Origin of the sequence: Phaeodactylibacter sp. (assembly GCF_022763345.1) — a bacterium.
Classification (GTDB): domain Bacteria; phylum Bacteroidota; class Bacteroidia; order Chitinophagales; family Saprospiraceae; genus Phaeodactylibacter.
Window position 1 is genome coordinate 1 of the sequence record NZ_JALEGS010000065.1, and the last position, 26,352, is coordinate 26,352.

Sequence of the window (26,352 nt, forward strand, 5' to 3'; positions counted from 1 at the left end):
ACTTCCAGAATACCTACAGATTAATGGAATTGCTTGAGCTGTGGCATTTGAAGACAATAAACGCCGCCTATGAAAGAGGTATTGAAGATGCCGCAGTCAATCAGATTGCCAAACTGAACAAACAGCATGAGGCAAAGAAGGCGAAAGCAGTTGAAGAATACGAAGGCAGAGAAAGCCAGTAAAACAGGGGCTAATTTTCTGTCCTACTCTGTTTAACGCCGTTTTTTCAACTTGCAACCCGATAAGATTAGGCAAATAAAAAAAGCCCGCTGGACGGTGGGAACCTACGGCGGGCTTTATTAAAAATCAGTGAATTATGTCTACAAATATAGCGGAAAAACAAACGGTAAACAATACCGTAGACCAATTCTACCAGAACCAACTCCAGGAATTGGGACTTACCGAGCCAGAAGACCCGAACAACTACTTTGAGGTGACAAATGTGGAGATCGAGCCGCCCGCACCTCAGACCATGAAAATACAAATCTTCGCCCCGCACTCCAGGGGCATGAAAATCAATTATTGGAACCTCCGGGGAGAGCAGATCACCCAGTACACCGACCAAAAGAACCCCAAGCCGGTCAACTACTCGCAAATCCGGTATGCTGATCCGGGAGACGGCCCTAAGTACATGGGGACTAAAGGATTTCCAGCCTATCCATTTTTCCCTCCGGAGATCATACAGCCTTACCGGGCCGGAGATCAGTTACCAGTGTTGTTTTTGACCGAGGGAGCAAAGAAAGCGTTCTATGCCAGCAAACGAGGGATGCCCACGGTAGGCTTAACCAGCCCGCACACCATCAAAGACAGAGAGACCGGCAGGCTACACCACGACATTGAGGAGCTGATCCGGGAGTGCAAAGTGGAGCAGGTTGTCCTGCTGATGGATGCCGACTGCTGGAATATTAGCGAGAAGGCCCTGGCAGCTGGAGAGGATATTTCAAAGCGCCCTGCGGGGTTCTATAGTGCCGCCAAAAAGCTACGGGATTTCATAGCTAACATTCCAGAGCTGGAGACCCGTCCAAAGGTTCACTACTATGCAGTGGATGCCAAAGACCTGGGAAACCCTAAAGGGCTGGACGATGCCATGAGAGCGGCAGAGCAAGCCGGATGCCTGGATGACTTAGTGGAGGAGGCCCTGACCGTTAGCTCCAGGAGCAACAGGTATTTTTTTAAGCAAGGAATTACAAGTAAATCAGCCCTTACCAAGTTACGCGAAGCGTTCAGACTTCATAAAGCAGAGGAGTTTCATGCGTGCCATAAACATATCATTAAGGTTAAGATTTTCCGGTTCCAGGGAGACACCTATCAGTTTGATGAGGAAAAGAGAGAGCTGGAGATCAAGCGCCCGGCCTACATGGATAAGATATATTTGATCGGGAATGACTTTTTTGAGAAAAACCCCAAAGTAAAGACCAGGAAAACAGGGAATGGAAAAAGCGAAGTTTACACACAGGAGGAACTATCTGTACGAAGCAAGACCATTCTCAATATCAAATATGAGGGCTTCCTGAAGTACCTCAGACCGGAACTAGACATTTTTGATGGCTTTTGCTGTGTACCGGATAACATCAACTACCAGGAACGGGTACACGGCAATTACAATAAGTACAGCCCACCACCTTACCATCCAGAGACCGGGAACTGTGAGACCATTATCAATTTCATTAAGCATATTTTCGGAGAGGAGGAAGTGACCCACAAAAATAAGACGTACAAAATGTGGGAACTCGGTCTGGACTACCTCACTATTCTGTACAAAAAGCCTACGCAAGCCCTGCCTATTTTGATACTGTACTCACCGGAGAATAATACCGGGAAATCCACCTTTGCGGAGCTGCTTTTTGAAATGTTCGGGGACAACGTTCTGGATATTTCCGATAATGACCTCCGGAGCGAGTTCAACGAACAGTTTGCCGGTAAGATTTTAGCCATTTGCGAGGAGACCCTGATGGACAAAAAGGAAGATGGCGACAAACTGAAGGCATGGTCAACCAAGACTAAAATGAGCATTAACCCAAAAGGATCAGCCCGCTATCCGATAAACTTTTACTGCAAATTCCAACTGTATAGCAACAACAAAAAAATGGTGTACGTCACCAAAGAGGATGACCGCTACTGGATGCTACAAGTCCACCCACCCAAGCGTAAAGACCCTAACCTCTCTGTCAAGATGCGGGATGAAATCCCGGCATTCATGGACTACCTCCTTAACCGGGAACCACTCGCACCCTTTGAGAACCGGATGTACTTCCACCCAGACCTTTACCGGACGGCATTATTCGAGGAAGTGGTCGCACTCAACACTCCATCCGATGGGCGACACCTGGAGGAGGAGCTGCGGGCCATTTTCGAGTTATTGAACCAAAAGACTGAAGATGGAAAAAGCTATAAACACATAAATGCAAGTATATGGAGCAATTGGGAGCGCAAGATCAAAAAACAGGAAGAGGATGGCGAAACTGATCCATCAAAATTGGAACCAGCGCCTAACGAGGCTATTTACATGCCTCTGAAGGCTATCAATGAGGAGTTTTTTAAAGGCAAACTTCAAAACAACCGCCTGAAGGACATTTTGGAGCAAATGAAGATTGAGAAATGGGAGGACGGCAAAAAGAATAAGGAAGGCAAATACCCCATTCTTACTACTCCATTGCACGAAACTGAGGAAGGAGATGGGCAGTGGCTGGATTGGAAAAAATACAACGGCCGTCCGTATGTTTTTCACCGGGATCGCTTCCTGAACGACTAAATTATCGTGAACTCTTGTTTTTTATTTTAAAGCTTTTTTGTCAGGTCTTATTGTTTTTCCTACTTAATTAATTGATAATCAACAAAATAAAGACCTGACAAAGACCTGACAAGTACCTGACAAATGCCTGACAAGTACCTGACAAAATCCACGGGGTTCCGTGAACAGGGTAAAAGACCTGACAAATGCTGTCAGGTCGCAAACAATTGACAATCAGACGGTAATAGCGATTTTCGAGACCTGACAAATGAAACCCAACTTTGCGAGCACGCAGTTCACGATAATTTTCCATGCTTGCATTGTCGATTTACTTAACCAGAAAATGAAGAATTTCTTTGAATCAAACATTAGTAGAAATGCAAACCAAGAACACCACCACACCATCATTTCCACGCGTAAACAATGACTATTTAGGATTCCGGATTGACCAGGAGACTAAATCAATATTGGTTGAGCTGGCCCGCGCTGACCGGCGCACCCTTACCTCCTATATGCAAAAGATAGTATCTGACCACATAGCCGAGGTAAGGGCATCCAGTGAACCAGACAGCAAGCAGCCGCCTGGCCCGAAGTAGTAAGGAGCCTTTGGATATGGTTTGCGCTTACCGCTGTAGGTTGTGCCAGATACAGGCACCCCATAAGGCTCCAGTCAAGGCACTGCAAACCGTATCAATATATTCCTTCACACCGACAGATTGAATCTTTGGGATTGGACGGTGAAGACATTCTCTATCTGGATGATGATTGGAGGTTTCTCAGCATATATTAAGGCTCCCCCCGTCCATTTCTGTCCAAAAAAGGAAAGGCGCGCCCCTCCACTATATGTTTAAGCATTTCCCTTTTTCCCTTTCAACCATATAACTAACTGATTATCAATGAAACCATTTCTGTTTTTCTTGTCCTACTCACAGATCAGTAGCTGGCATATATTGAAGCTCGAACCTGGATAGATTGTCCAAAAATCAGATCAGAGAATCATTCATTTTTGATGTTCAAAAATGGCACTATCAAGGCGTTCAAAATGCTTTATCACAAAAATCAAATTCTACATGAAAAATAACATTCTAATCATCGCTTCAAGTCCAGAAAACTACAGCACTACTCGAATCAAAGAAGAAGCTGAAAGGCGAGGCCATGAAGTCACTGTACTGGAACCCTCAGACTTTTATATCCATACCTCTAATGTCAATGGCCATGACAAAATCTATGTGAAAGAGGGCAGAATTTTTAAAAGCCAGGTTGATGTAATTATCCCTAGAATTGGGACAGGAATGGAGTTCGGCTCTTCTGTGATCCGACACTGGACGGTAAATATTGGCGTTCCTTCGACGGCATCAGCTGAAGGACTCTTAAACGCCTCTGACAAGTGGAAAACAATCCAATTGCTGAGTAAGCGCCGGGTAAGAGTGCCGCTAACCACAGTGATGAAAAAGCCTGAAGATTTTGGCAAACTGGTAGAAACTGTAGGGGGATTGCCTACGGTAGCCAAAACCCTTACCGGCAGCCAGGGGAATGGAGTATTCATTTTGGAAACGCCTTTGGCAGGCAGCACTACACTAAAATCGTTCTCACATCAAAATATCATGGTATTGCTCCAGCAATACATTAACACATCCAATGACGATGACCGCAAAAGTGATATTCGTGTGTGGGTGGTGGATGGAGAAGTTGTAGGAGCCTACCGCCGCTTCTCCGTTGATGGAGATTTCCGATCCAACTACAGTATCAGTAAAGACGGCGAAACCGTTGAGCTTACCGAAGAAGAAAAGCAAATGGCCATTGATTCTGCTTCCGCTGTTGGCCTGGGATGCGCTGGAGTAGATATTATGCGTGACGTTGAGGACAATAACAAGCCCTATGTTATCGAAATCAATGGCAACGCAAGCCTAAAAGGCATTGAGACCATTACAGGCAAAAATATCGCCTCTAAAGTTGTGGATTATGCCGAACGCATTGCCCGGAAGTCAGGCAACAACAATAAGACTAAGCAAAATTCTAACATTATAGAATCAGCATCTTTTATGCCTAAGGACAAGACCATTTGTGAGCTTACTCGAAGGGCTATGCGCAAGAAAAAGTAAGTGCTTATTCTTACTGCAAAGTTGTTCATGTTATCCATTGATTGATCGAGGGGGATTGCTTAAAGTGATCCCTCTTTTTTATGCCAATACTCCCCTATTCGGAAGTATTGTTTGTACATTTTCTTGTACAAAAACAAACCCCATCAACACAAACCACTGATAAACAAAGTATTGCCAGAGTACCAACCAAGCCCAAGTGGGACCACAAGAGGGAGGCAGCAATTTGCTGCTCCCTCTCATTTAACGCTCTCTATTACAATGTATGTCTACATTATTTACAGCCAAAAGCTTGACCGCTTTAGTGATCCATCTGTACACACGCCTGAACAACTAAAAACATTTCTGCCCCCTTCAACCCTGCATCAGAGATGTAATTAACGCAAAGGGTTCATTATCTAAAACCATCAGCTCTCCTTCAACATACGAGCCACCGTATCAAAAGCAGACGCACACGCGCCATGCACCGTTGCCTGATGGTCAATGGATAACGCTTCGCCCGCGAAGAACAACCGGTCAGCCACCGGCTCCTGAATGGCCTCGACTACCCGCCACTGCTTGTCTTCAAAATCATAGGAGTAGGCCCCCTGAATGTAGGGCTCAGCTGACCAGTTCTGAATGATGTGCTGTACATAGCTGGCGGAGGCCTGCCCTTCAAATATCTCATCGAGCTCTGCCAGGAATTGTTCTATGATAGCAGCATCCGTACCGAGTTGGGTGTAGGCTGTTGCTTTTTCATTGATGGCAAAGAGGCCAAGTATATGGCGAGACGATTCTTTTCCAAATGCGGCGTTATACACAAATTTCTCCTCTTCCCGGAACGCTTTCAGTATGGGGCCGAAGGAAAGCATATCGGGGTAAAAGCAGTCTTGAAATTCTACAAAAATTTTGATCCCGTCCCCAACGCTTACCTGCCCGATCGCGTCAGTCTTAGCCTCTGCCAGGGGCGGCACAAAAGCAATATGCTCGCTTTGCAATATTTTTATGGGTACGGTGAGCAGCACTTTATCGGCTTCCAATACCTGCCCGGTCTTCGTTTTGAGCTGTACTTTACCCATGGAATAGTCTACTTCCACAACCGGAGTATTGAGAGTAATGCGGTCTTCAAGACCAGGCACGATGTACTCTTCAAAAAAACCAAACCAGGTAGTATGCTTAAATTTCCATTCAGAATACAACTTGCTGATGTAATTGTGGTCTCTGAGCCGGCCGTTGTTCCAGGTTTGGGTGGTTTGCGGGCTGTAGACGATGATGTCGATGTCCGCATTAATATCAGGGCTGCTGAGGATATCCGACAGGATAGCAGGGTGGGTATGAATCCATTCTGCACCAAGGTCGATAGGAAAATCAGCAAAGTCTGTTATTTTTTTCATCCTCCCGCCCCAAACCGGAGCCGCTTCAATGATCTCAAAATCAACATCGTACCGCTGGAGAAGGTGCCCGGCAGCTAGGCCGGCAGCGCCTGCACCAACGATAATGACTTTGCCTTCGAAAGTTCCGTGCAGGTCGGGGAGATCTAAATCGTAGCGGTTGCAGGATTCAAGTAAAAGCGAAGAAAAGAAAGGCAGCCCAATACCAGCTTTGAGGGCTTTTTCTATGAATGCTTTACGGGTCATAGGTTATGGTTTTGAATGCATGCTAAATGCCAGTCCTGCAGATGCACTGAAGAAGGCCTGTCTTCCGTTATCGCCTCCAAGCTGCTGTCCGTAACTTGCACGAAGATAACCGCCCAATCTCTTCCGGGGAGCTACCTCTATACCCAGGCTGATGCGTGGTATAATAAACCAGGTTCCCTCCGTTCGATATTCTATATCGCCATTGGCGAGGTTCAGGGTGCCTTCCCGCTTGCTAAGGGTGTAGGCCAGGCTGCTGCCAATGGAAAAGGAGCCATAAAAGTGTTGCCCCGGCCGACAGGGGCGGTACTCAACCTCAGGGTGCAAAAACATCCCGTCAGACACATTAGGCTGGGCAAAATAGCCTGCTTCTGCCCGCCACCACCATTGGTGCATGCCACCCAGTCGTTTCAGTACATCTGCATAAGCAACGCTGCCTCCAATTTGTGCACCAAAAGGCGCGAAGTAACCTATGTGGAGTTCAGGTGGCGGCTCTTGTGCCTGTAACGTAGTGCCTGCCAGCACCATCAATAGTAAAAAGTGCATCGCTTGCATAAAATCCGGATAATAGACGGTAGCCTGGAAGGCATTTATACTGACGATTAAGTGGTTTGCCACAGCAAACCTACTCAATGCTTGCCCGTGTCTCGTCGCCTTTGCGCTTTGACCACCTTAAAGGCAGGAGGTTCTGGTCTGGGCCAAGGACAGAAAACTCCCTTTGCCCCCACGACCAATTGCCTAATGTCCGTTCGGATGGATCAGGAGCTGCCTCTGCGGCAAGAACACCTAAAATTCGTCAATCTTCTCGGTTCTGATGTATACTTGCCCATAATTTTCTTCGGAGTCCAGACCGGTAATCCGTCCCCGACAACGGCTAGCGCACCACCACCTCATCCACAAAAAACCAGGCGGGATACCCCACCCCGTAGTGCCAGGAAGGGCAAACCTTCACGCCTTCTATCTCTACCCGGATGTAGCGGGCGGAAACGGGCGCCGGCTGTTCTGACTTTACGCCCACAAACTTGACCTCCCGGGACCGGTCTTCCGGCAAGATCTCTTTGCCAAATGCCTCATAGGCGGCCCCATCTTCTGAGACAGTATAGGTGACACTTTTTGGCAATAAAATCCAGGCTCCGAGCTGATGCAGGAAGTCGGTTTCCACGGACTGTACCGGTTGCACTTTACCCAAGTCTACCACAAAGCTGCCATCCCTGCCTTCCCAGCCGATCCAGCTGTCGCCAAAGGTCGTTCCGCCGTAGAGCTCATCGGTTAGGGCTTCGGCGGCGCCTTTCAGGTACCCGGGAGAGGGTGGCGCTTCCCAGATAACTTTTGCAACTGCTGCAAGGTTGCCCTCCGGTTTCCGCAGGTAGCGCTCCCGGTAAAGCCGGCAGTAGTCACCCGGGGCGTTATTGCGCTCGTTTAAGGTCTTCACCCCGTAGCGGACGGTGCGGGCGGCAAAGGTATCGAGCATAACGTTCAGGCGGACTGGGTCACGTTCAGGCATCGTGCGGGCAATCTCGAGCTCAGCATACTGCAGCGGCAGGCGGGAACGTCTCACCCTGCGCAACAATTCAGGGTGATCTTCAATTGCCCGTTCTGCCTGGTCAAAAAGTTTATTATAACGGGAGCGAAGGCGGGGACGCAACATGCCATCTTTATGCGAGACCGGCGTATCATAAATCCAGAGTGGAATATCATTAGAAAGCAGGGCTGCTTCCAGCATCTTCTGATATTGGTACAGATGAGGCGCGGCCGCCCCGTAGTAGCCTTCCATAAATTCCAGCATCAGGCTATCCGCATTTTGATAGGGGTTCCAGAGCAGGCGCGAGAGCATATAGGCCCGCAGCTCAGAAAAGTCTTCTCCCCGCTTGCCTCCAACCTGTGCAAAATGCATTCGGACATTATGCCGGTGAAACAGCTCCATGTTGGGCTGCAATATGTGAAAGTTGGGAAAAGGAGCCACCAGGTTATCAAAATTGATCCCGTAATCCCAGACGAAAATATTGTCTGAAATCTCCGCCCAGCCTTTGAGGGCCTTCACGAAATCCTGCCCTGTGGCATTATCGGTCAGGGGCACTTCCCGCTTGGCATCTATGCTGCACAGCATAATGTTGACATTCGAACGGGGCTTGAGGTGCCTGGGCGGATGCATGCTGTACAGGTAGGCCAGCGTGGAAATGGTCTTGTCGGGGAATCGGTCCGCCAGTTGATTAACAAAGTGGATGAGCGTACCGCTTGGGCTACCTTCCCGCTCATCTATCGCCGTACAATTGTCACAGGTACAATAGGTGAAGTTCCCATCGTTCTGGCTTACAGAAATAATATCGTGCTCCGGGTGGGCCTTAAATATCGAGTCCAGCTGCTGCGTTACGCGCTCCAATACCTCGCTGTTGGTCAGGCACCATTGACTCGCCTTGCCGGGCTGCCGTTGGCCCTTGATCAGGGAGTAGAACTCCGGATGGCTTTCGCCAAACTGATCAGAAGGCAACAGCCGGTCGAAGGTGTGTACCCACAGATTGCCGGCAAAGGCTTCGCCCGGTGCTTCCAGACGGAACCAGTACTTGTAGACGGGGTCTTCCAGGCCGTAGCTGAAGGTCTGACGATAAGTAAAGGCAGGATGGTCCTCCAGGCTCATCGCAGGCAGATGGATATCCGCCTGTTGCGTCAAGGTGTAGGCCTCTTTTGCAAAGTAGTCCATCCCCAAAAAGTCATCCAGCAAGGTAACTGCCGCGTACACGCTACCGTTGCCACCGCCGCTAAGCAGACGCAAGTAGCCGTCTCTGGTATGGATCAAAAAGCCATCTTCCACCAGGCTGTCCATCACAGCGGGCGGATTGCTCCAGCTATCTATCTGAAATGCGCCAATCAACACATCACCAGGGCGGGCTCCGGAGGCACTTCGAAAGTCCTGAACGGGCAGTTCTGCCCCACTCATCTCACCAATAAACCGCTGCAACAGTACCGCAGCCATGGAATCGGCCGCAATGTTCTGATCAATAATGATACGGCCCTTCGGCTGTCCATGCTCTACCAATTGCACCTGCGCACCACACCAAGCGGGTAACAGGCACAGCCCGATCCACCAAAAACGAATTATCCTGTCCATCAATAAAAATTTAAACCTTCGCTTGCTCAAAGAATAAACTTACAATTTTTCGCTCAAAAGCAGGCTTACCCTATCTTGCCACCCTAAAATTAATCAACCTGTGAAGACCATAGCTGTTATCTGCGGGGGGCAATCCCCGGAACACGAAATATCTGTCCGTTCTGCAAAAAACATACTGGCCGCAATCCGCCGGGACCGTTTTCAAGTTGTGCTTATTGGGATTGACAGAGCAGGGCGGTGGCGGCTGCAGGAAGAAGGCAGCCTGGGGCGCTTTGTTGGAGAAGCCGGGCCTGAGCTGGCCATTATTCCGGGTAAAAGTACCGGGCAATTCCTCCGTTTGGATACGCTTCAGCCTCTTTCGCCCCAGCCTGATGCCGCCTTTATGATCGTGCACGGGCCTACAGGTGAGGACGGGGTTTTGCAAGGACTACTCCGTACCCTCGACCTTCCATTTGTAGGGCCAGATGTGCTTGGCTCTGCCGTATCAATGGACAAAGACGTGGCGAAACGGCTACTCCGGCAGGCAGGCGTCAGAGTGGCGCAGGATATTGTTATCCGCAGGGGAGAGGCAGGGCAATGGACCTATGAACAAGTCACCGCCAAACTGGGCAGCCCGGTGTTTATCAAGCCTGCCAATATGGGGTCTTCCGTAGGCGTACACAAAGTGAGCCGGGCGGAGCAGTTTGAAGACGCGGTGGCAGATGCGTTACTTTACGACCAAAAAGTCCTGATCGAAGAAATGATTAAAGGCAGGGAGGTCGAATGCGCTATCCTGGGCAATGAAACCCCAAAAGCCACTGAGGTTGGCGAAATCATTACCCCTGAAGAATATTCCTTTGATGCCAAGTATGAAGATCCTGACACGGCAAAACTGCTGATCCCCACGGAAGTCAGACCGGAAGAGCTGCCGCGCCTTCAAGCCATTGCATTGAGCGCTTTTAAAGCACTGGAATGTGAAGTGATGGCGCGCGTGGATATGTTCCTGACGCCCGAAGGCGACATTTACGTCAACGAAGTCAACACGCTGCCCGGATTTACGGATATCAGCATGTACCCTCAGCTCTGGGAAGCAGCGGGGCTCAGCTACTCAGGCCTGATCGAGCGGTTGCTGGAGCTTGCCCAACAGCGGCACCAAAGGCGCAAAGCCCTGAAAACAGATTTCCGGCCCTAGCCTTCCACCACCGCAATGCATTTCAGTTCAATGGCAATAGGCGTTGGCAGGCTGTCAATACCGACGGTGGTACGGCAGGGCTGATGGTCTTTGAAGTACTCGGCGTACACCCGGTTGTAGGTGTGGAAGTCCCGCTTCATGTCCGTAAGAAAAACCGTCACATCCACTAAGTCTTCCCATTCAGCGCCACTGTCCTCCAACACCCGCCGGACATTCTGAAATACAGAATGGCACTGCGCTTCAAAATCAAACCGCGTGTAGTTGCCACTTGAGGACCGCTCCAACCCCGGCACACCATCCGTCTTCGGGTCCCTGGGGCCTATCCCTGACAAAAACAGCAAATTGCCCACCCGCCGGGCGTGCGGATAAAGCCCTACCGGTTTGGGCGCACTACCTGCGTCAAATTTTTCAGAAGCCATGCTTTATGCTTTAGAAAAAACAGCCTGGCCTTGCCGTGAAACGGACCGGGCTGTCTACGTATTTATTAATTCTTTGCTTCATCCCTGAGCTCGCGCCGCAGGATCTTGCCTACATTCGTTTTAGGCAGCTCCTTGCGGAACTCCACCTGCTTAGGCACTTTGTAGCCGGTCAGCTCGCCCCGGCAGTACTCGATCAGTTCTTTTTCCTTAAGGCTGTTGTCTTTACGGACGACAAAAACCTTGACCACTTCGCCCGATTTATCATCTGGTAAGCCAACGGCCGCACATTCCAGGACTTTGGGATGAGAAGCCACCACTTCTTCCACCTCATTCGGGTATACATTGAAGCCCGATACCAAGATCATATCCTTTTGGCGGTCTACGATCTGCATGAACCCATCTTCGTCGAGCACCGCGATGTCACCAGTGCAAAGCCATCCATCCACAAGTGTTTTATTGGTCTCATCCGGGCGGTTGTAGTAGCCTTTCATAACCTGTGGCCCCTTGACCTGCAACTCGCCAGGCTGATTATAGCCCAGCACATTGCCCTGCTGATCCACGATGCGGACATCGGTAGAGGAGACTGGCAAGCCAATCGTACCAATACGGCCGGTATTATCGAGCGGGTTCACACTCACTACAGGAGAGGATTCCGTCATGCCATAGCCTTCGGAAAGCTGGCAGCCGGTTACTTTCTGCCATGCTTCTGCTACGGAGCGCTGCACCGCCATGCCCCCCCCAACGGTAACCTTGAGCGTGCTGAAATCTACGGAGCTAAAATCTTTATGGTTGATCAGCGCATTGAAGAGCGTATTCACCCCTGTAACGAGCGTGACCGGATAGTCCTTCATAGCTTTGATAACGGAAGGCAGGTCCCGGGCATTCGTCACGAGCACGTTGGTGGTACCGATGCTCATCAAAGCCAGGCAGTTGACCGAAAAGGCAAAGATGTGGTACATGGGCAATGGATTGAGCGCGACCTCTTCGCCCTCCTTGAGGAAAGGCATCATCCAGGCCCGTATCTGCTGCATATTGGCAATGAGGTTGCGGTTGGTCAGCATCGCTCCTTTAGCCACGCCGGTAGTACCGCCAGTGTATTGTAGCAGGATGACATCCTCGGCATTCCCCTTATGCTGCTTGAGGGTAAACCGCTTGCCCTGCTTCAGCGCATCCGAAAAACTAACCGTATTCGGGATATCGAATGCCGGCACCATTTTTTTGATGTTTCGGACTACGAAGTTGACGATATGCTTTTTGGGAAAGCCCAGCATTTCTCCAATGCTCGTAGTGATAACTGTTGTGATATTGGTATCACCAATGATTTTCTCCAGGTTAGAGGCAAAGTTCTCGGCAATAACAATGGCCTTCGCTCCGGAATCCGTAAACTGATGCCGCATTTCTCTCGGTGTGTAGAGCGGATTGGTATTGACCACAATAAGCCCTGCCCGCAGCGCACCGAAAAGCGCAATGGGATACTGCAGGAGGTTGGGCATCATGAGCGCGATTTTGTCCCCTGGCTCCAAACCGCGGGAGTGCAGATAGGCTCCAAATGCTTTGGAATGCTTATCGATTTCTGCAAAGGACAGCTCCTTCCCCATACAAGAGAAGGCCACCCGGCGGCTAAATTTTTTGAAAGTATCTTCGAACATTTCCACAAGGGTGGAATATTCATCAGGGTTGATGTTGGCAGGAACACCGCTTGGGTAATTCTTCAGCCACGGCCTTTGGTCACTCATAATTTTTTGTACTCTGGTTTTTTACGTTTTGGTTATGCTTATCGCTGTACTTCAGGAGTGCCTAAAATAAGCAATTTGTACGCACTTTTTAGACAATGGCTCATTTATGATGGGCAACTCCCTTTCAGGACAAATAAAGTCTGCGTTTGTTCCATTCCCAAACTACCTTGCATAAGTTCTTAACTTACAAGGCTTTTTATTTTCATTTCCTGATTTATTGCAGTACCTTTGCCCCGCTTAATGGGGGTGGTAAGTCTTTCCAAGATGTAAACACCCCGTTATTCATCCTATTTTTTAACCAAAAGCATTCTTTCAATGCTAGACGACAAAGATCTCGAAAAAGAAGAAGGGCAAGAGCAAACGCCCGCTGAGCAGCAAGAGGAGACCACTCCCGCTGCAAAAAAAGAAGAAGAAACACAGGAGGAAACAGCTCCTGCTGCTGAAGAAGAATCAGCTGAAACAGAAGAATCAGCTGAAACAGAAGAAGAAACTACAGAAGAAGAAGTTGCTCCTGTAGCCGAAGCTGATGATGAAGACGCTGAGGACGAAAGCGAAGAAGACGAGGACGAAGAAGAGGAAGAAGAAGAGGAAGAGCCTGTTGTTGCAGAAACTGCACACGACGACTTCGACTGGTCTGCTGACCGCCGTTCTGGCCTCGCTTATTCTGAAGAGCAGCGCAAAGAGCTGACAAGCCAGTATGAGGAAACGCTGACTTCTGTCCTGGAAAACGAAATCGTTAAAGGTAAGGTAACCGCTATCAGCGATGGTGATGTGGTACTGGACATTGGCTTTAAGTCTGATGGCCTCGTTCCTACCTCTGAATTCCGCGACACGCCAGATCTCGCCCCCGGCGACCAAATCGACGTATACGTAGAACAGCAGGAGGATGCCCGTGGACAGCTGGTTCTATCCCGCCGCAAAGCTAAGCTGCTGCGTGCATGGGAGGACATCGTAGACTCCTACGAAAACGGCACTGTCATCAAAGGCACCGTCATCAGCAAAACCAAAGGTGGTCTTATCGTGGACTGCAGTGGTTTGGAAACCTTCCTTCCTGGTTCTCAGATTGACATCAAGCCAATCATCGATTACGATTCATACGTTGGCAAGACCATGGAATTCAAAGTGGTTAAGATCAACGAGCAGATCAAAAACGCGGTGGTTTCTCACAAAGCACTCATCGAGAGCGATCTCGCCGAGCAGCGTGAAGCCATCATTGCCAGCCTCGAAAAAGGTCAGGTACTCGAAGGCCTCGTGAAGAACATCACCGACTTCGGTGCGTTCCTCGACCTTGGTGGCGTAGACGGCCTGCTGTACATCACGGATATTTCCTGGGGCCGCATCAGCCACCCAAGCGAGGTGCTGTCGCTCAACCAGAAAATCAACGTGGTGGTGCTCGACTTTGACGAGAACAAGAAGCGGATTTCCCTGGGTCTGAAGCAGCTGCAGCCGCATCCTTGGTCAGTGCTCACTGAAGAAGTTAAAGAAGGTTCTACTGTCAAAGGTAAAATCGTTAACATCGAAGACTACGGTGCATTCCTTGAAATTCAGCCGGGCGTAGAAGGCCTGATCCACGTATCTGAGGTAAGCTGGAGCAATCAGCCGATCAATGCCCGCGAGTACTTCAAGCTCAACCAGGAGTATGATGCCAAGATTGTGACCATTGACCGGGAAGACCGCAAGATGTCCCTTTCTATCAAGCAATTGTCTAAGGATCCCTGGAGCGAGATTGAAAATAACTTCCCCGAGGGCAGCCGCCACACTGGTGAAGTGAAAAACCTCACCCCTTATGGCGTATTCGTCGAGCTTGAGGAAGGCATTGGTGGTATGATCCATATTTCTGACCTTTCCTGGACCAAGCGATTCTCTCACCCATCTGAGTTTACAAAAGTGGGCGAGAACATCGACATCATGATCCTCGAAATCGATAAGGACAACCGTAAACTCTCACTCGGCCACAAACAGCTGGAAGAGAACCCATGGGATACGTTCGAGAATGTATTCCCGGTAGGCTCTTACCACGAAGGCACCATCGTCCGCCGCGACGACCGTGGAGCGATTGTGCAGATGCCATACGGCCTGGAAGCTTTCGCCCCCATCAAGCACATCCGTAAAGAGGATGGTCAGCTTGCTGAGGTAGACGAAACACTGACCGTAAAGGTGATTGAGTTCAACCGTGATGACAAGCGTATTCTGGTTTCTCACATGCGCTACCTTGATGACATCCGCCGCGAAGCGAAGGATGAAGTACGCAAAGAGAAGCAGGAAGAGCGCAAGCAGACTCGTCAGGCCGTTAAGAAGCAGCAGTCTACCGTTGAGAAATCCACACTGGGCGACCTCGACGTGTTCAGCCAGCTGAAAGATCAGCTTGAGGACAATGACGATACCGACAATAAGAGCGATGATGACAAGTAAGTAAAAGCGGTCATTTAACGCTTAAGCAGATAAAGACCTGCAGCCCTTCGGGCTGTGGGTCTTTTTTTTGTTATTGAAAAATATTATTTTGTAGCATGCTCTGAACCAGACATCTAACCTAAACAATAACACATCCACTAAAATCTGATCAAGATGAGCGCTCTACAAACTATCAAAACCTTTCTTGCTATTTTTTCTTTTGGCTTTTTTCAGCTCGCTGCTCAAACCTCTACCCTCAATTTAGAAGAAAAGTATCCCTATGGAACATTCTTAGATGAAGGCAATTTAGAGGAATATGGGCTTGATATGAAAAGCCTCCTAAAAGCACAAAAGCAGGGAGAAGCGATTGAGCATATCAAACAATTTTTCTTGCCCCAACTGCCCGAATTAGAAAAGGCCCACCCAAAGCAGCTTATGATTCCACTGGTTTGGAGCAATTTTATACTCTCGGGCTATACAGGTGCCGAAAAAGAAGCAGAGCTGCTGGGAGAATTATATCTATCTATCGCCCGCTCGCACCCGGATTGGGTCAATTTGGAAGACAAGTTCACCGTAATGTGGAGAACTGCTATTGCATATCGGAACTTTAATAACATAGAAAAGGCTGAGAATATATATAACAACTGTTTTCACTTACTGGATAACGAGGACTTACCAGACGAGGATGAACTAAGGGGAGATGTGTTTTCGTCCCTGGCGATTCTCAGGCTGCAGAACAGGCAAATTTCTGAAACTAAGCCCTTTCTTGATAGCGCAAAAATATACTGTTCCTCCTACGAAAGGAGGTGTTATCGTCCTTACAAACTTACTCTAGCGAAGTACTATGAAAGAATAAACCAAAGAAGCAAAGCCGCCAACATACTTTTAGCCTTTTTATCTGAGATCAAGAATGCTCCAGACCATTTTACATCCTCCACCCGATTTTTAGTATTAAGCAAGTTGGCCAAAATCTATTATTTCGATGGCCAATACCAGAAAACCATTCAATATTATAATGAAGCTCTTGCGAATCCCAATATAGACGTGGAGTCAAGAGCGAGTGCATATATAAACCTAGGCACAACATACACTTGGTCTGAAAATTATCAGAATGCTGACAAGTACTTAAAAAAAGCCCTTAAGCTTAAAGGGTTCGATCCGCGTGCTCCTTTCCCTTATGACCGGAATGAGTCAGGCCTAGTAAGTATACTAATCACCCTACACTTCCTAGCCCAAAACGAGCAATTCCACTACGCTGACGGCGGCACTGTTGAGAACCTGCACACCTCCTACGGGTATCAGGAACAATACCTGGACTTGCTCGAATACATGAGCAAGAACCTAAGCCCCACCTCTTCCCGGTACTTCATCGACCGGTTTTATTATATGTATGAAGAGGCCATTTATGTACGGAAAAAACTGTACGAAGAAACCCAAGATCCAAAATACCTGGAGGAAGCCTTCAGGGTTGCCGGGCGTGGCAAGGCTATTCATGTGCGGGAGGCTGCTCAAAATGTTGCCACTGAGCAATTTTTCCCGGCTGGCCTCCTGCAGCGCCGGTACGATTTGCGAAAGCACTACGTCACTTTAGAAAACCGGCTTTATGAACAACAAGAAGCCGGGAATGTATCTTCCCTTCTTTCCGATTCCTCCCTACTGGCGAAAAACGAATACCTGAGATTTCTGGATAGCCTTGAGCAGGCTTTCCCCAAAATGCAACAGATGTGGGACATCCCGGAGCCGCCCTCTCCCGACCTTGTACAAGCCCAGCTACGGAAAGATAGCCGGGCAATGGTACAGTACTTCATTGGGTATCAGTATATCTTTTTATTCCTGCTGGATGGGAATAATATCGTACTGTATCATACGGAAATTCCGGAAGGCTTTGCCGAGCAGGTGAATACTATGCGGGATGCGCTCTACGAGTGGGCACTGCACCCCTCTGATGATTTGGTGGAGCAGTATATCAATAGCGCATACTGGCTGTATCAACAGCTGTTGCAGCCGGTAGACAGCCTGCTCCCACACCGGCTATTGGTTGTTCCGGACAACTGGGTAGCGTATTTACCATTCGATGTCTTGCTCCGGGAAAAGCCCGGACTCAACACCCCTTTTCGGGAATACCCCTATCTCATTCAGGACCATCAGATCAGTTATGCGTACTCACCATACGATTTCATTCAAAAACCGCAGGTTAAGCAGCCTAAACGGTCGGCTGTTTTAGGCTTCGCTCCCACCTTCAGCGACAGCCCAGTCATGTCTGAAACCGTGGCCAGTCGAAGACGCGAGTTTGGCCCGCTGCTCGCTAATAAAAAAGAAATAGCACAGATTTCCGAATTCTTTGCCGCCAAGAGTTTTCATGCAGAAGCGGCGACTAAAGAGGCTTTTTTACAAAATGCAGCCAAGTATCAGGCTTTACATCTGGCAACCCACGCTAAAGCCAACGACGAAAAAGGGGTGTACTCCTACCTTTGCTTTACCGAAGTGCCTGACGACACTACTATGAGCAACCGCTTATACGCCAGTGAGCTTTCTCTCATGTCCCTTTCTGCCGATATGGTCGTCCTGAGCGCTTGCGAGACAGGGCTTGGAGAGCTGTCTAAAGGAGAAGGGGTCATCAGCCTTTCCCAAGCTTTCTCCAGGGCAGGTGCCAAAAGCCTCATTACCACCCTATGGCGCGTGAGCGACCAGGCTTCTGCCAATCTGATGGGCAGTTTCTACAAGTATTTGCACGCTGGAGCAAACAAGGACGCCGCCTTGAGAAATGCAAAACTGGATTACCTAAACAGCGCAACAGCCCGTGCCGCCCACCCCTTTTTCTGGGCCGGTTATATAGCTCAGGGCGATATGTCTCCGCTTTCTCTCTCTTCCAATGATTTTCTGTGGTGGATATGCCTGTTTCTAGTGGGGCTATTCGTAATTTTGGGCGGTTTAATCAGATCGAAAAGACATAAAGCCCATGCAAAGAATTAATGTAGAAATAAAGGCCCGTTCTCAAAATCCGGCAGAGATACACGCGCTCCTCGCTGCTCAACAAGCAGAGTTTCTTGGAACCGACAAACAAACAGATACTTATTTCAAAGTCGACAAGGGCCGCCTAAAACTTCGACAGGGCAATATTGAAAACGCGTTAATCCATTATTTCCGTAATAATCAAGCCGGCCCGAAGCGCTCTGATGTATCATTGTACAAAACAGAAAGCGGTGCCGAGCTGAAAGATGTATTGCAGCAGGCTTTACCTGTTTTAGCCGTAGTGACTAAACGACGGTCCATTTACTTCATCGAAAATGTAAAATTCCACGTGGATGAAGTGGAGCACCTGGGCTCCTTTGTTGAGATTGAAGCCATTGACAGAGATGGTGACATCGGAGAGGAAAAACTCAGGGAGCAGTGTCAGTATTACCTGGACCTCTTCAAAATAAAGGTTGAAGACCTCATCGAAGTATCCTACAGTGATATGATGATCGCACAATAGTTAGGCCAGGCACTTTGTGATACCCAACGAGAAAGGCGCCTTCTGCAAATTTGCGGAAAGCGCCTTTTTGTATATCAAATTCAGCTCCCGGATTTAATCCAGCGTCTGCTTTATTTCTACGATCTCGTAGGCTTCAATAATGTCACCTACTTTGATGTCATTGTAGTTTCTGACCGACAAACCACACTCCATACCAGACTTCACTTCCCGAACGTCATCCTTGTAACGCTTGAGGGAAGAGAGCTCGGCTGTCTGACCTTCTTTCACCGGATAGATCACAATGCCATCGCGGATGATTCGGATCAGCGAGTTGCGGTTGATCTTGCCTTCCTGTACGAAACAGCCGGCAACGGTACCCACTTTACTAATCTTGAAGGTTTCGCGAACCTCTACCTGAGCAGTAATATTCTCCTCTTTGGTTGGTTCAAGCATGCCTTCGATAGCGGCACGGACTTCCTCGATTGCTTCGTAGATAATGGAGTAGGTATTGATCTCAACACCTTCCCGCTCCGCCAGCTTTCGGGCGCCCATGGATGGACGAACCTGGAAACCAATGATAATAGCATCAGAAGCAGAGGCTAATAGTACATCAGATTCGATGATCTGACCTACAGCTTTGTGGATCACATTCACCTGTATGGACTCGATAGACTGCTTGATCAGGGAGTCTGACAATGCCTCTACAGAGCCATCTACGTCACCCTTGACAATCAGGTTAAGCTCCTTAAAGTTACCCAGTGCCAGTCGGCGGCCGATTTCATCCAGGCTGATACGCTTCGTAGCCCGGTTGGCCTGTTCTCTGGAGATTTGAGCCCGCTTAGTAGCTAATGTTCGTGCTTCCTGCTCATTTTCCATCACCCGGAAACGCTCACCAGCCTGTGGTGCTCCGCCCAGACCCAGTACCAGAACAGGACTCGAAGGCCCAGCTTCATCCACACGCTTTCCGCGCTCATTGAACATCGCTTTCACCTTACCTGAATGCTCACCAGCAACCATCGGGTCACCAATCTTGAGCGTACCTGTCTGCACCAGAATCTTAGTAACATAGCCCCGCCCTTTATCAAGAGAGGCTTCGATAACTGCCCCCACCGCTTCACGGTCAGGGTTGGCCTGAAGCTCGAGCAGTTCCGCTTCGAGCAAGATTTTTTCCAGCAAATCGTCAATACCCTGACCGGTCTTCGCTGAGATATCCTGAGACTGATATTTACCGCCCCACTCTTCCACCAGGAAGTCCATAGAAGCCAGCTCTTGCTTGATCCGTTCGGGTTGTGCCCCCGGCTTATCTACTTTGTTGATCGCAAAGACCATAGGGACACCTGCCGCTTGTGCGTGACTGATAGCCTCCTTGGTCTGAGGCATGATGTTATCGTCTGCAGCGATGATAATCACCGCAATATCGGTAACCTTGGCACCACGGGCACGCATGGCCGTAAAGGCTTCGTGACCAGGTGTATCCAGGAAAGTAATCTTTTTCGTGATATCATCTTCATCACCGAGGTTCACTTCATAGGCGCCAATGTGCTGTGTAATACCACCGGCTTCATCATCGGCCACTTTCTCCTGACGGATATAGTCAAGCAATGACGTTTTACCGTGGTCAACGTGACCCATAACGGTTACGATTGGGGCGCGGGGCTCCAGATCTTCCGGATCGTCGATGATTTCTTCTTCCTCCTCATCTTCTTCACCGGCATTGATGAATTTCACTTCGTGGCCGAACTCTTCGGTGACCAGCTCAATAATTTCTGCATCAAGACGCTGATTGATGGAAACGATCACACCCAGGTTCATACAAGTGGTGATGACATCGGTGACCCCTACGTCCATCATATTGGCCAGTTCCTGAACAGAGATGAACTCTGTGACTTCCAGGAACTTGCTTTCCATTTCCTGCTCCCGCTCTTCCTGACGCTCTCTAAGGCGTTCACGGTTATCACGGCGCAGCTTTTGGCGTTTACGCTTAGTGCCGCCCCCGGATATCCGGGCCATGGTAGCCTTGATTTTATCTTCAATTTCCTTTTGAGAAACCTCCTTGACTTCATCGTCTTTTTTGCGGCCTCGCTTATTGTTGCTGCGGCGCCCGCCTTTAGCCGTTCCAGACTTTCCTGAGCCACTATCAGAAGGAGCGGCAACCTTTTTTCGCTTTCTGCGACGCTTCTTACGAGGCTCATCATTTGAAGACCCAGTGGTCCCTTCTTTCTTTGGTTCCTCTTTCTTCTTTTTCTTCCGGCTAGACCGATCTACTTTATCTACATCGATTTTACCCAAAATTTTGAGACCGCGAAGTTCAGGAGCTTCCGCTTTGACCACTCCTTTCGGCTGAGAAGCTGCCGCGTCACCAGTTTCAGTTGCTTTATCAGAAGCGCCAGCTTCTTTTTTGCTTGGTGAAGCTTCTGCTGCAGCTGGCTTGGACTTTTCGTCAGAGCTTGCTGCTTGTTCCTGTTCTGGTGCTTGTTCAGGTGCATCATCAGCCTTATCTGGCTTAGAGGGCACGTCCCCTTTTGCAGCCGGAGCTTCTTCAGGTTTAGGGGCTTCCGTTTTGGAGTCCTCCTTTTCAGGAGCTTTAGCCTCTTCCTTAGGTTCGGGCACCTCTTTTTTGGCGGCCGGTTTTTCTTCGGCCGGCTCCTGCTTGGCAGGTGTTTCAGGCTTGGGTGCTACAGGTTCTTCCTTTTCTGCTTTTTCAGCTTCCGCTTTTGGCGGTTCTGCTTTGGGCTCTTTCGGCGGTTCAGCCGGTTGTTTCTTGCCCTTGTTAGGCGCATCCAGATCAATCTTGCCCAATACTTTCAGCCCCGTTTTCTTTTCAGCAGGCTGTTCGGTTTTTTCCTCTTCGGGCTTCGCTTTGGTTTCAGGCGATGGAGCTTTCTCAGGAGCAGCAGGAGGTTTTGGAGCAGCAGGCTTTTCTGTGGCGGGGGTCGTCTTCTCAACAGGAGGCGACACTTTCGCGACTGGCTTTTTAACTTCTTCCCTGGGCTTGGGAGCAGACTTTTCCGGCATTTTGTGTTCCCCTTTTTCAGGTTCTTCTGCGGAGGGGCGATTGCCAATCACCAACTGATCGGCTTTCTCTTTGATAGCGATAGACTTCTGGAATTCCTTGAGGAGCTCAGTATACATTTCATCCGAGATCTTAGCGGTAGGCTTGTTCTCGATCTCGAACCCATTGTTAGTAAGGTGCTCTACGATGGTAGAGGTTCCAACATTTAATTCTTTAGCTATCTTAACTAAACGTTTCGCCATTATAAAGTTTTAGTACTTTTTGCAACGTCTGCAGATAGGCAAGAGCTTCTCTTTTCCTTTACATATCTTACTATCTTTTTTGGATGAATAAAATAGAAAGTAACATACCAAAAGCTTTCAACCTACGCTACAATAATCAGGCTTAGTAAGAGGGCTTTCTCAATTAGAAGAGCCTGATCTGACCGCAAAGATAAGAGGATTAACCTCTAATCTGTAAAAATCTACACGGTAAAACAGCAAAAAGCCTTCAGACTGAAGGCTTTTATACCGCTTTTCACAAAACCCGAACGCCAAAAGCGGCGCACGAGTTCCCAATATGCTTAATTAATCTTCAAATTCTGCTGCAAGAATGCCCAGAACCTCTGCCACGGTCTCTTCTTCCAGGTCGGTACGGCGCAGCAATTCGTCTTTGCTAAGCTCTAATACAGACCGGGCCGTATCACAGCCAATGGCTTTGAGGGACTCAATTACCCAGCCATCAATCTCATCCGTGAATTCTTCCAAATCGACGTCGTCGATCTCAATCTCTTCAACCTGATTGCGATAAACATCAATCTCATAGCCCACCAGGCGGCTGGCCAGCTTGATGTTCGTACCGCCTTTACCAATCGCTAAAGAAACCTGGTCGGGCTCCAAAAAGACCTCCGCCCGCTTGGTTTCCTGATTCAAGTCAATTCGAGTAATCTTGGCCGGCGTCAGTGCACGCTGAATGAAAAGCGTTTCATTATTGGTAAAGTTGACGATGTCGATGTTCTCATTGCGCAGCTCGCGCACGATACCATGAATACGGGAACCTTTCATACCCACACAGGCACCTACCGGGTCAATACGGTCGTCGTAAGACTCTACCGCTACTTTCGCACGGTCACCAGGGATGCGCTCGATACGGCGGATGGTAATCAAGCCGTCCTCAATTTCAGGGACTTCCTGCTCCAGGAGTTTCTCGAGGAACAGCGCATCCGTACGGGACATGACTACAGCCGGGTTATTATTGCGCATTTCCACCGCTTTGATCACGCCGCGTACCATATCTCCCTTACGGAAAAAGTCACCGCGGATAGTCTCGGTGCGGGGCAGCACGAGCTCATTGCCGGTAGCATCATCTAAGACCAGGAACTCCCGCTTCAGAATCTGATGCACCTCGCCCACTACAACTTCGCCAATACGCTCGCTGTAGCTGCGGTAAATTTCGTCCTTCTCTAGCTCCATGATACGGGAAATCAGCGTCTGGCGGGCAGCCATAATCGCCCGGCGACCGAAGTCCTCCAGGTGGAGCTGCTCGTAGCATTCTTCACCGATTTCATAGTCCTCATCAATAGAAAGGGCTTCAGAAATAGAAATTTGGCTACGGTCATCCGTTACCTCACCATCGGGAACAATCTCCCGTACGCGCCAGAGTTCCAGGTCACCCTTGGTAGTGTTCACGATGACGTCAAAGTTCTCATCCGTACCAAATTTCTTACGGATGAGCGTCCGGAAAACGTCTTCCAGTACGCGGACCATTGTAGGGCGATCTATATTCTTCCCGGTTTTAAAGTCCGAGAAGGTTTCCACCAGATTCATCATGGTTCAATGCTATTTAATGGCGGTGTGCTAACCGCCTGCTAAAATTTTTAAAATGTAACCTTAACTTTCGTGTGCTCTATGCTGCTAAAGGAGATTTCAGTCTCCACCACTTCTGTTTTTTTACGCTTGCCTTCTTGTACCCGCACTTTCTCTTCCAAGACGATATGATCTTCTTCCACTTCAATGAGGGTGCCTGTGCGCTTATCACCATCGTTGAGTTTCACTTCGACTTTGCGGCCGATGTTACGTGGGTACTGCCGCTGCATCACTAGCGGGCGAGAGATGCCGGGTGATGAAACCTCGAGCACATACTTTTCACCCAGCCATTGCTCTTCATCCAGGTATTGCTCCAGGTAACGGCTGATTTTATGGCACTTTTCGAAGGTGATCCCAAAGTCACTGTCCAGGAACACATCCAGCTTATTGTGCGCATGCAGTTTCAGGTCAACCAAAAAGCAATCGGCAAAAGCATCTTCACGGAATTTCTCTTCCAGCAGGGCGGCAATTTTATCTTCTACCACGGGATCTCAGCGTTTTTTAGCTCTCTTTTAAACAACTGCAACAAAAAGAGGGAACGTTTTGGCGTTCCCTCTTTTTGAGTTTTGCTGTCTTATTCCGCAAATATACATCCTTAATTACTGAAAAGCAACACACTGCGGCATATTTGATCGCAGCACATGCGATTTTTGTAGAATCCTTAGGCTTTCAATTATTTTTGAACGGATTGTAGCCCCGGCCAAACCAGCCTGCCCTATATTTGTTTGATCAATAATTATTGACGCAAGGAAAAAGACCATGATGAAAGTCGACGAATTGCTCCACCGTGCCCTCAACCTTGAGCACCTCTCCACCGAGGAAGGGGTATTTCTTTTCGAAAATGCCTCCACTGCCGAGCTTATGCATGTTGCCCACAAACTGCGCAAGCAGCACGTGCCGCACAATAAAGTGACCTGGATTATTGACCGCAACTCAAACACCACCAACGTTTGTATCGCCAACTGCAAGTTTTGCAACTTCTACCGGCGCCCAGGGCACGAAGAGTCCTACACGACAAGCATTGAGGAGTACCAAAAAAAGATAGACGAGCTCTATGCTTACGGCGGCCGTCAGTTGCTGTTGCAGGGCGGGCACCACCCCGACCTTGGGCTGGCCTTCTACGTCGACTTGTTTAAACAGCTCAAAGCGCTGTACCCGGACCTCAAACTCCATGCCCTGGGACCGCCCGAGATTGCTCACATCACCAAGCTGGAAGGCAGTACGCATACCGAAGTGCTGCAGGCACTGAAAGACGCCGGGCTCGACTCGCTGCCGGGCGCCGGGGCTGAAATACTGGCCGACCGGGTACGCCGCCTCATCTCCAAAGGAAAATGTGGCGGGCAGGAATGGCTGGATATTATGCACGCGGCCCACAACGTCGGGCTGACCACCTCTGCCACGATGATGTTCGGCCATATCGAAACCAACTGGGAACGCATGGACCACCTGGTGCGCATCCGTGAAGTGCAAGCGATGAAACCGGAGGGTGCCAAGGGCTTTATTGCCTTCATTCCCTGGCCATTCCAGGATGAGGACACCATCCTCAAGCGCCTCAAGCGGGCACGCAACACCTGTACAGGCGATGAGTACGTGCGCATGATCGCCATGAGCCGCATCATGCTGCCCAACATCACCAACATTCAGGCGTCCTGGCTGACGGTGGGCAAACAGGTCGCACAGCTCTGCCTCCACGCTGGAGCCAACGACTTTGGCTCCATTATGATTGAGGAAAATGTGGTCTCCGCTGCCGGTGCCCGATTCCGCTTTACGGCTGATGGCATACAGGAATCCATTCGCGAAGCCGGGTACATCCCACAGCTTCGCAATCAGGAATACGAGCACATCGAACTACCGGAAAATATCGTACAACAGGAGCTCGACCGCGAAAAAATGATCGTGGATTAACAGGCTCCGTTCTCAGTCACCTATATTTTTATGTCAACACCACTTTTTGATCAAATACAAGAAGCGGTTTCTTTCATCAAGGGGAAAACCGCAACACCACCCAAGGTAGGCATCATTCTGGGCACTGGCCTCAGCAATCTGGTCGACCACATCGAGACCGAAGCAGAGATTGCCTATGCCGATATCCCTCACTTTCCGGTCTCGACGGTACAGAGCCACAAAGGCAAACTGGTCTTCGGGCACCTGCAGGGCATGCCGGTGATAGCTATGGCGGGACGTTTCCACTACTACGAAGGGTACACTGCCAAACAGATTACTTTTCCGGTGCGGGTCATGGCAGCGATGGGCGTTCAGCGCCTGGTCATTTCCAATGCGGCAGGTAGTGTCAACGCCAGTATTAAAGCTGGTGATATTGTCTTCATCCGCGACCACATCAACCTACACCCAGAGAATCCGCTGCGGGGCGAAAACGACGAGCGCCTGGGACCGCGCTTCCCTGATATGCTCAACGCCTACGACCGCAGCCTGAATGCCAAAGGGCTCGCTGTGGCGAAGAAACTGGGCATACGCGCCCATGAAGGCGTCTACCTCAGCCTGCAGGGCCCTAACCTGGAGACCCCTGCAGAGTACAAATTCGCTCATGTGGTGGGCGCAGACCTTGTGGGCATGTCTACCGTGCCCGAGGTGATTGTGGCACGCCATGCCAACCTCCCCGTCCTGGTCCTCTCCGTAGCGACCAACCAATGCTACCCGATCGAGGAACTCACGGAAACCACCGTGGATGAAGTTATAGCGGTGGCGCAGAGCGCGGAGCCCAAAATGAGGGAGATTTTATCGGGTTTGATGCCGGATTTGTTGTCGGAGGGGTAG

General features: G+C 49.4%; 18 protein-coding genes. 10 read left to right on the forward strand and 8 right to left on the reverse strand.

Annotated features, from left to right (window positions below; genetic code table 11):
• The 4 genes from MRY86_RS17765 to MRY86_RS17780 all read left to right on the forward strand — a co-directional run.
• Positions 1–182 (forward strand): hypothetical protein (locus MRY86_RS17765; RefSeq protein ID WP_293566180.1); only part of this gene is annotated, 182 nt, incomplete at its 5' end.
• A gap of 134 nt (positions 183–316) precedes the next feature.
• A complete protein-coding gene (locus MRY86_RS17770) occupies positions 317–2,752 on the forward strand; it encodes a primase-helicase family protein (RefSeq protein WP_293566182.1) in 2,436 nt (811 codons plus the stop codon).
• 356 nt (positions 2,753–3,108) lie between these two features.
• Positions 3,109–3,327 (forward strand): hypothetical protein, encoded by a 219-nt coding sequence (locus MRY86_RS17775; RefSeq protein ID WP_293566183.1) that lies wholly within the window; start codon positions 3,109–3,111, stop codon positions 3,325–3,327.
• A 474-nt stretch (positions 3,328–3,801) separates the two neighbouring features.
• Complete coding sequence (locus tag MRY86_RS17780) at positions 3,802–4,833, forward strand: RimK family alpha-L-glutamate ligase (RefSeq protein WP_293566184.1); 1,032 nt, start codon at positions 3,802–3,804, stop codon at positions 4,831–4,833.
• Positions 4,834–5,237: 404 nt separating this feature from the next.
• Here MRY86_RS17780 and MRY86_RS17785 read toward each other — a convergent pair whose 3' ends face one another.
• From MRY86_RS17785 to MRY86_RS17795, 3 genes are all read right to left on the reverse strand, one after another.
• Positions 5,238–6,446, reverse strand: coding sequence for an NAD(P)/FAD-dependent oxidoreductase (locus MRY86_RS17785; protein ID WP_293566185.1), 1,209 nt, complete (start codon positions 6,444–6,446; stop codon positions 5,238–5,240).
• 3 nt (positions 6,447–6,449) lie between these two features.
• Positions 6,450–7,061 (reverse strand): hypothetical protein, encoded by a 612-nt coding sequence (locus tag MRY86_RS17790; protein WP_293566186.1) that lies wholly within the window; start codon positions 7,059–7,061, stop codon positions 6,450–6,452.
• 256 nt (positions 7,062–7,317) lie between these two features.
• Positions 7,318–9,549 carry a DUF4838 domain-containing protein gene (locus MRY86_RS17795; protein ID WP_293566187.1) on the reverse strand — a complete coding sequence of 744 codons (2,232 nt, stop codon included), beginning with the start codon at positions 9,547–9,549 and terminating at the stop codon, positions 7,318–7,320.
• Between the two features lie 100 nt (positions 9,550–9,649).
• On the opposite strand from MRY86_RS17795, the gene MRY86_RS17800 reads away from it, so the two are divergent.
• Positions 9,650–10,720, forward strand: coding sequence for a D-alanine--D-alanine ligase family protein (locus tag MRY86_RS17800; protein WP_293566188.1), 1,071 nt, complete (start codon positions 9,650–9,652; stop codon positions 10,718–10,720).
• Here MRY86_RS17800 and MRY86_RS17805 read toward each other — a convergent pair.
• Positions 10,717–11,139, reverse strand: coding sequence for a RidA family protein (locus MRY86_RS17805; RefSeq protein WP_293566189.1), 423 nt, complete (start codon positions 11,137–11,139; stop codon positions 10,717–10,719). The two genes, MRY86_RS17800 and MRY86_RS17805, sit on opposite strands and share 4 nt — an antisense overlap.
• 65 nt (positions 11,140–11,204) lie before the next feature.
• The gene (locus MRY86_RS17810) at positions 11,205–12,875 is read right to left on the reverse strand and encodes an AMP-binding protein (protein WP_293566190.1); all 1,671 of its coding nucleotides are present in this window, start codon (positions 12,873–12,875) and stop codon (positions 11,205–11,207) included.
• 315 nt (positions 12,876–13,190) lie between these two features.
• On the opposite strand from MRY86_RS17810, the gene rpsA reads away from it, so the two are divergent.
• The 3 genes from rpsA to MRY86_RS17825 all read left to right on the forward strand — a co-directional run bounded on the left by rpsA (position 13,191) and on the right by MRY86_RS17825 (position 18,741).
• Positions 13,191–15,287, forward strand: a complete 2,097-nt coding sequence (gene rpsA / locus MRY86_RS17815) for a 30S ribosomal protein S1 (RefSeq protein ID WP_293566191.1) — start codon at positions 13,191–13,193, stop codon at positions 15,285–15,287.
• Between the two features lie 153 nt (positions 15,288–15,440).
• Positions 15,441–18,239, forward strand: a complete 2,799-nt coding sequence (locus MRY86_RS17820) for a CHAT domain-containing protein (RefSeq protein WP_293571771.1) — start codon at positions 15,441–15,443, stop codon at positions 18,237–18,239.
• On the forward strand, positions 18,226–18,741 hold the full coding sequence (locus tag MRY86_RS17825; RefSeq protein ID WP_293566193.1) for a class IV adenylate cyclase: 516 nt from the start codon (positions 18,226–18,228) through the stop codon (positions 18,739–18,741). Before MRY86_RS17820 ends, MRY86_RS17825 begins: the two co-directional genes overlap by 14 nt.
• Before the next feature lie 93 nt (positions 18,742–18,834).
• Here MRY86_RS17825 and infB read toward each other — a convergent pair whose 3' ends face one another.
• The 3 genes from infB to rimP form a co-directional block, all read right to left on the reverse strand.
• A complete protein-coding gene (infB, locus tag MRY86_RS17830) occupies positions 18,835–21,975 on the reverse strand; it encodes a translation initiation factor IF-2 (RefSeq protein ID WP_293566194.1) in 3,141 nt (1,046 codons plus the stop codon).
• Positions 21,976–22,299: 324 nt separating this feature from the next.
• The gene (nusA, locus tag MRY86_RS17835; protein ID WP_293566212.1) at positions 22,300–23,538 is read right to left on the reverse strand and encodes a transcription termination factor NusA; all 1,239 of its coding nucleotides are present in this window, start codon (positions 23,536–23,538) and stop codon (positions 22,300–22,302) included.
• Between the two features lie 50 nt (positions 23,539–23,588).
• Positions 23,589–24,062 carry a ribosome assembly cofactor RimP gene (gene rimP, locus MRY86_RS17840; RefSeq protein ID WP_293566195.1) on the reverse strand — a complete coding sequence of 158 codons (474 nt, stop codon included), beginning with the start codon at positions 24,060–24,062 and terminating at the stop codon, positions 23,589–23,591.
• A 277-nt stretch (positions 24,063–24,339) separates the two neighbouring features.
• Here rimP and mqnC point away from each other — a divergent pair, with 277 nt between their 5' ends.
• Positions 24,340–25,482: a cyclic dehypoxanthinyl futalosine synthase gene (mqnC, locus tag MRY86_RS17845; RefSeq protein WP_363325397.1), complete on the forward strand. Its 1,143-nt coding sequence runs from the start codon at positions 24,340–24,342 to the stop codon at positions 25,480–25,482.
• A 30-nt stretch (positions 25,483–25,512) separates the two neighbouring features.
• Positions 25,513–26,352 (forward strand): purine-nucleoside phosphorylase, encoded by an 840-nt coding sequence (locus tag MRY86_RS17850; RefSeq protein ID WP_293566197.1) that lies wholly within the window; start codon positions 25,513–25,515, stop codon positions 26,350–26,352.

Excerpts from the sequence above, each read along its gene's own strand:
- MRY86_RS17795 (WP_293566187.1), bottom strand. The coding sequence starts at position 9,549 with ATGGACAGGATAATTCGTTTTTGGTGGATCGGGCTGTGCCTGTTACCC.
- MRY86_RS17820 (WP_293571771.1), top strand. The coding sequence starts at position 15,441 with ATGAGCGCTCTACAAACTATCAAAACCTTTCTTGCTATTTTTTCTTTT.
- MRY86_RS17785 (WP_293566185.1), bottom strand. The coding sequence starts at position 6,446 with ATGACCCGTAAAGCATTCATAGAAAAAGCCCTCAAAGCTGGTATTGGG.
- MRY86_RS17775 (WP_293566183.1), top strand. The coding sequence starts at position 3,109 with ATGCAAACCAAGAACACCACCACACCATCATTTCCACGCGTAAACAAT.
- MRY86_RS17810 (WP_293566190.1), bottom strand. The coding sequence starts at position 12,875 with ATGAGTGACCAAAGGCCGTGGCTGAAGAATTACCCAAGCGGTGTTCCT.
- mqnC (WP_363325397.1), top strand. The coding sequence starts at position 24,340 with ATGAAAGTCGACGAATTGCTCCACCGTGCCCTCAACCTTGAGCACCTC.
- MRY86_RS17780 (WP_293566184.1), top strand. The coding sequence starts at position 3,802 with ATGAAAAATAACATTCTAATCATCGCTTCAAGTCCAGAAAACTACAGC.
- infB (WP_293566194.1), bottom strand. The coding sequence starts at position 21,975 with ATGGCGAAACGTTTAGTTAAGATAGCTAAAGAATTAAATGTTGGAACC.
- MRY86_RS17825 (WP_293566193.1), top strand. The coding sequence starts at position 18,226 with ATGCAAAGAATTAATGTAGAAATAAAGGCCCGTTCTCAAAATCCGGCA.
- MRY86_RS17770 (WP_293566182.1), top strand. The coding sequence starts at position 317 with ATGTCTACAAATATAGCGGAAAAACAAACGGTAAACAATACCGTAGAC.
- MRY86_RS17850 (WP_293566197.1), top strand. The coding sequence starts at position 25,513 with ATGTCAACACCACTTTTTGATCAAATACAAGAAGCGGTTTCTTTCATC.
- MRY86_RS17805 (WP_293566189.1), bottom strand. The coding sequence starts at position 11,139 with ATGGCTTCTGAAAAATTTGACGCAGGTAGTGCGCCCAAACCGGTAGGG.
- nusA (WP_293566212.1), bottom strand. The coding sequence starts at position 23,538 with ATGAATCTGGTGGAAACCTTCTCGGACTTTAAAACCGGGAAGAATATA.
- rpsA (WP_293566191.1), top strand. The coding sequence starts at position 13,191 with ATGCTAGACGACAAAGATCTCGAAAAAGAAGAAGGGCAAGAGCAAACG.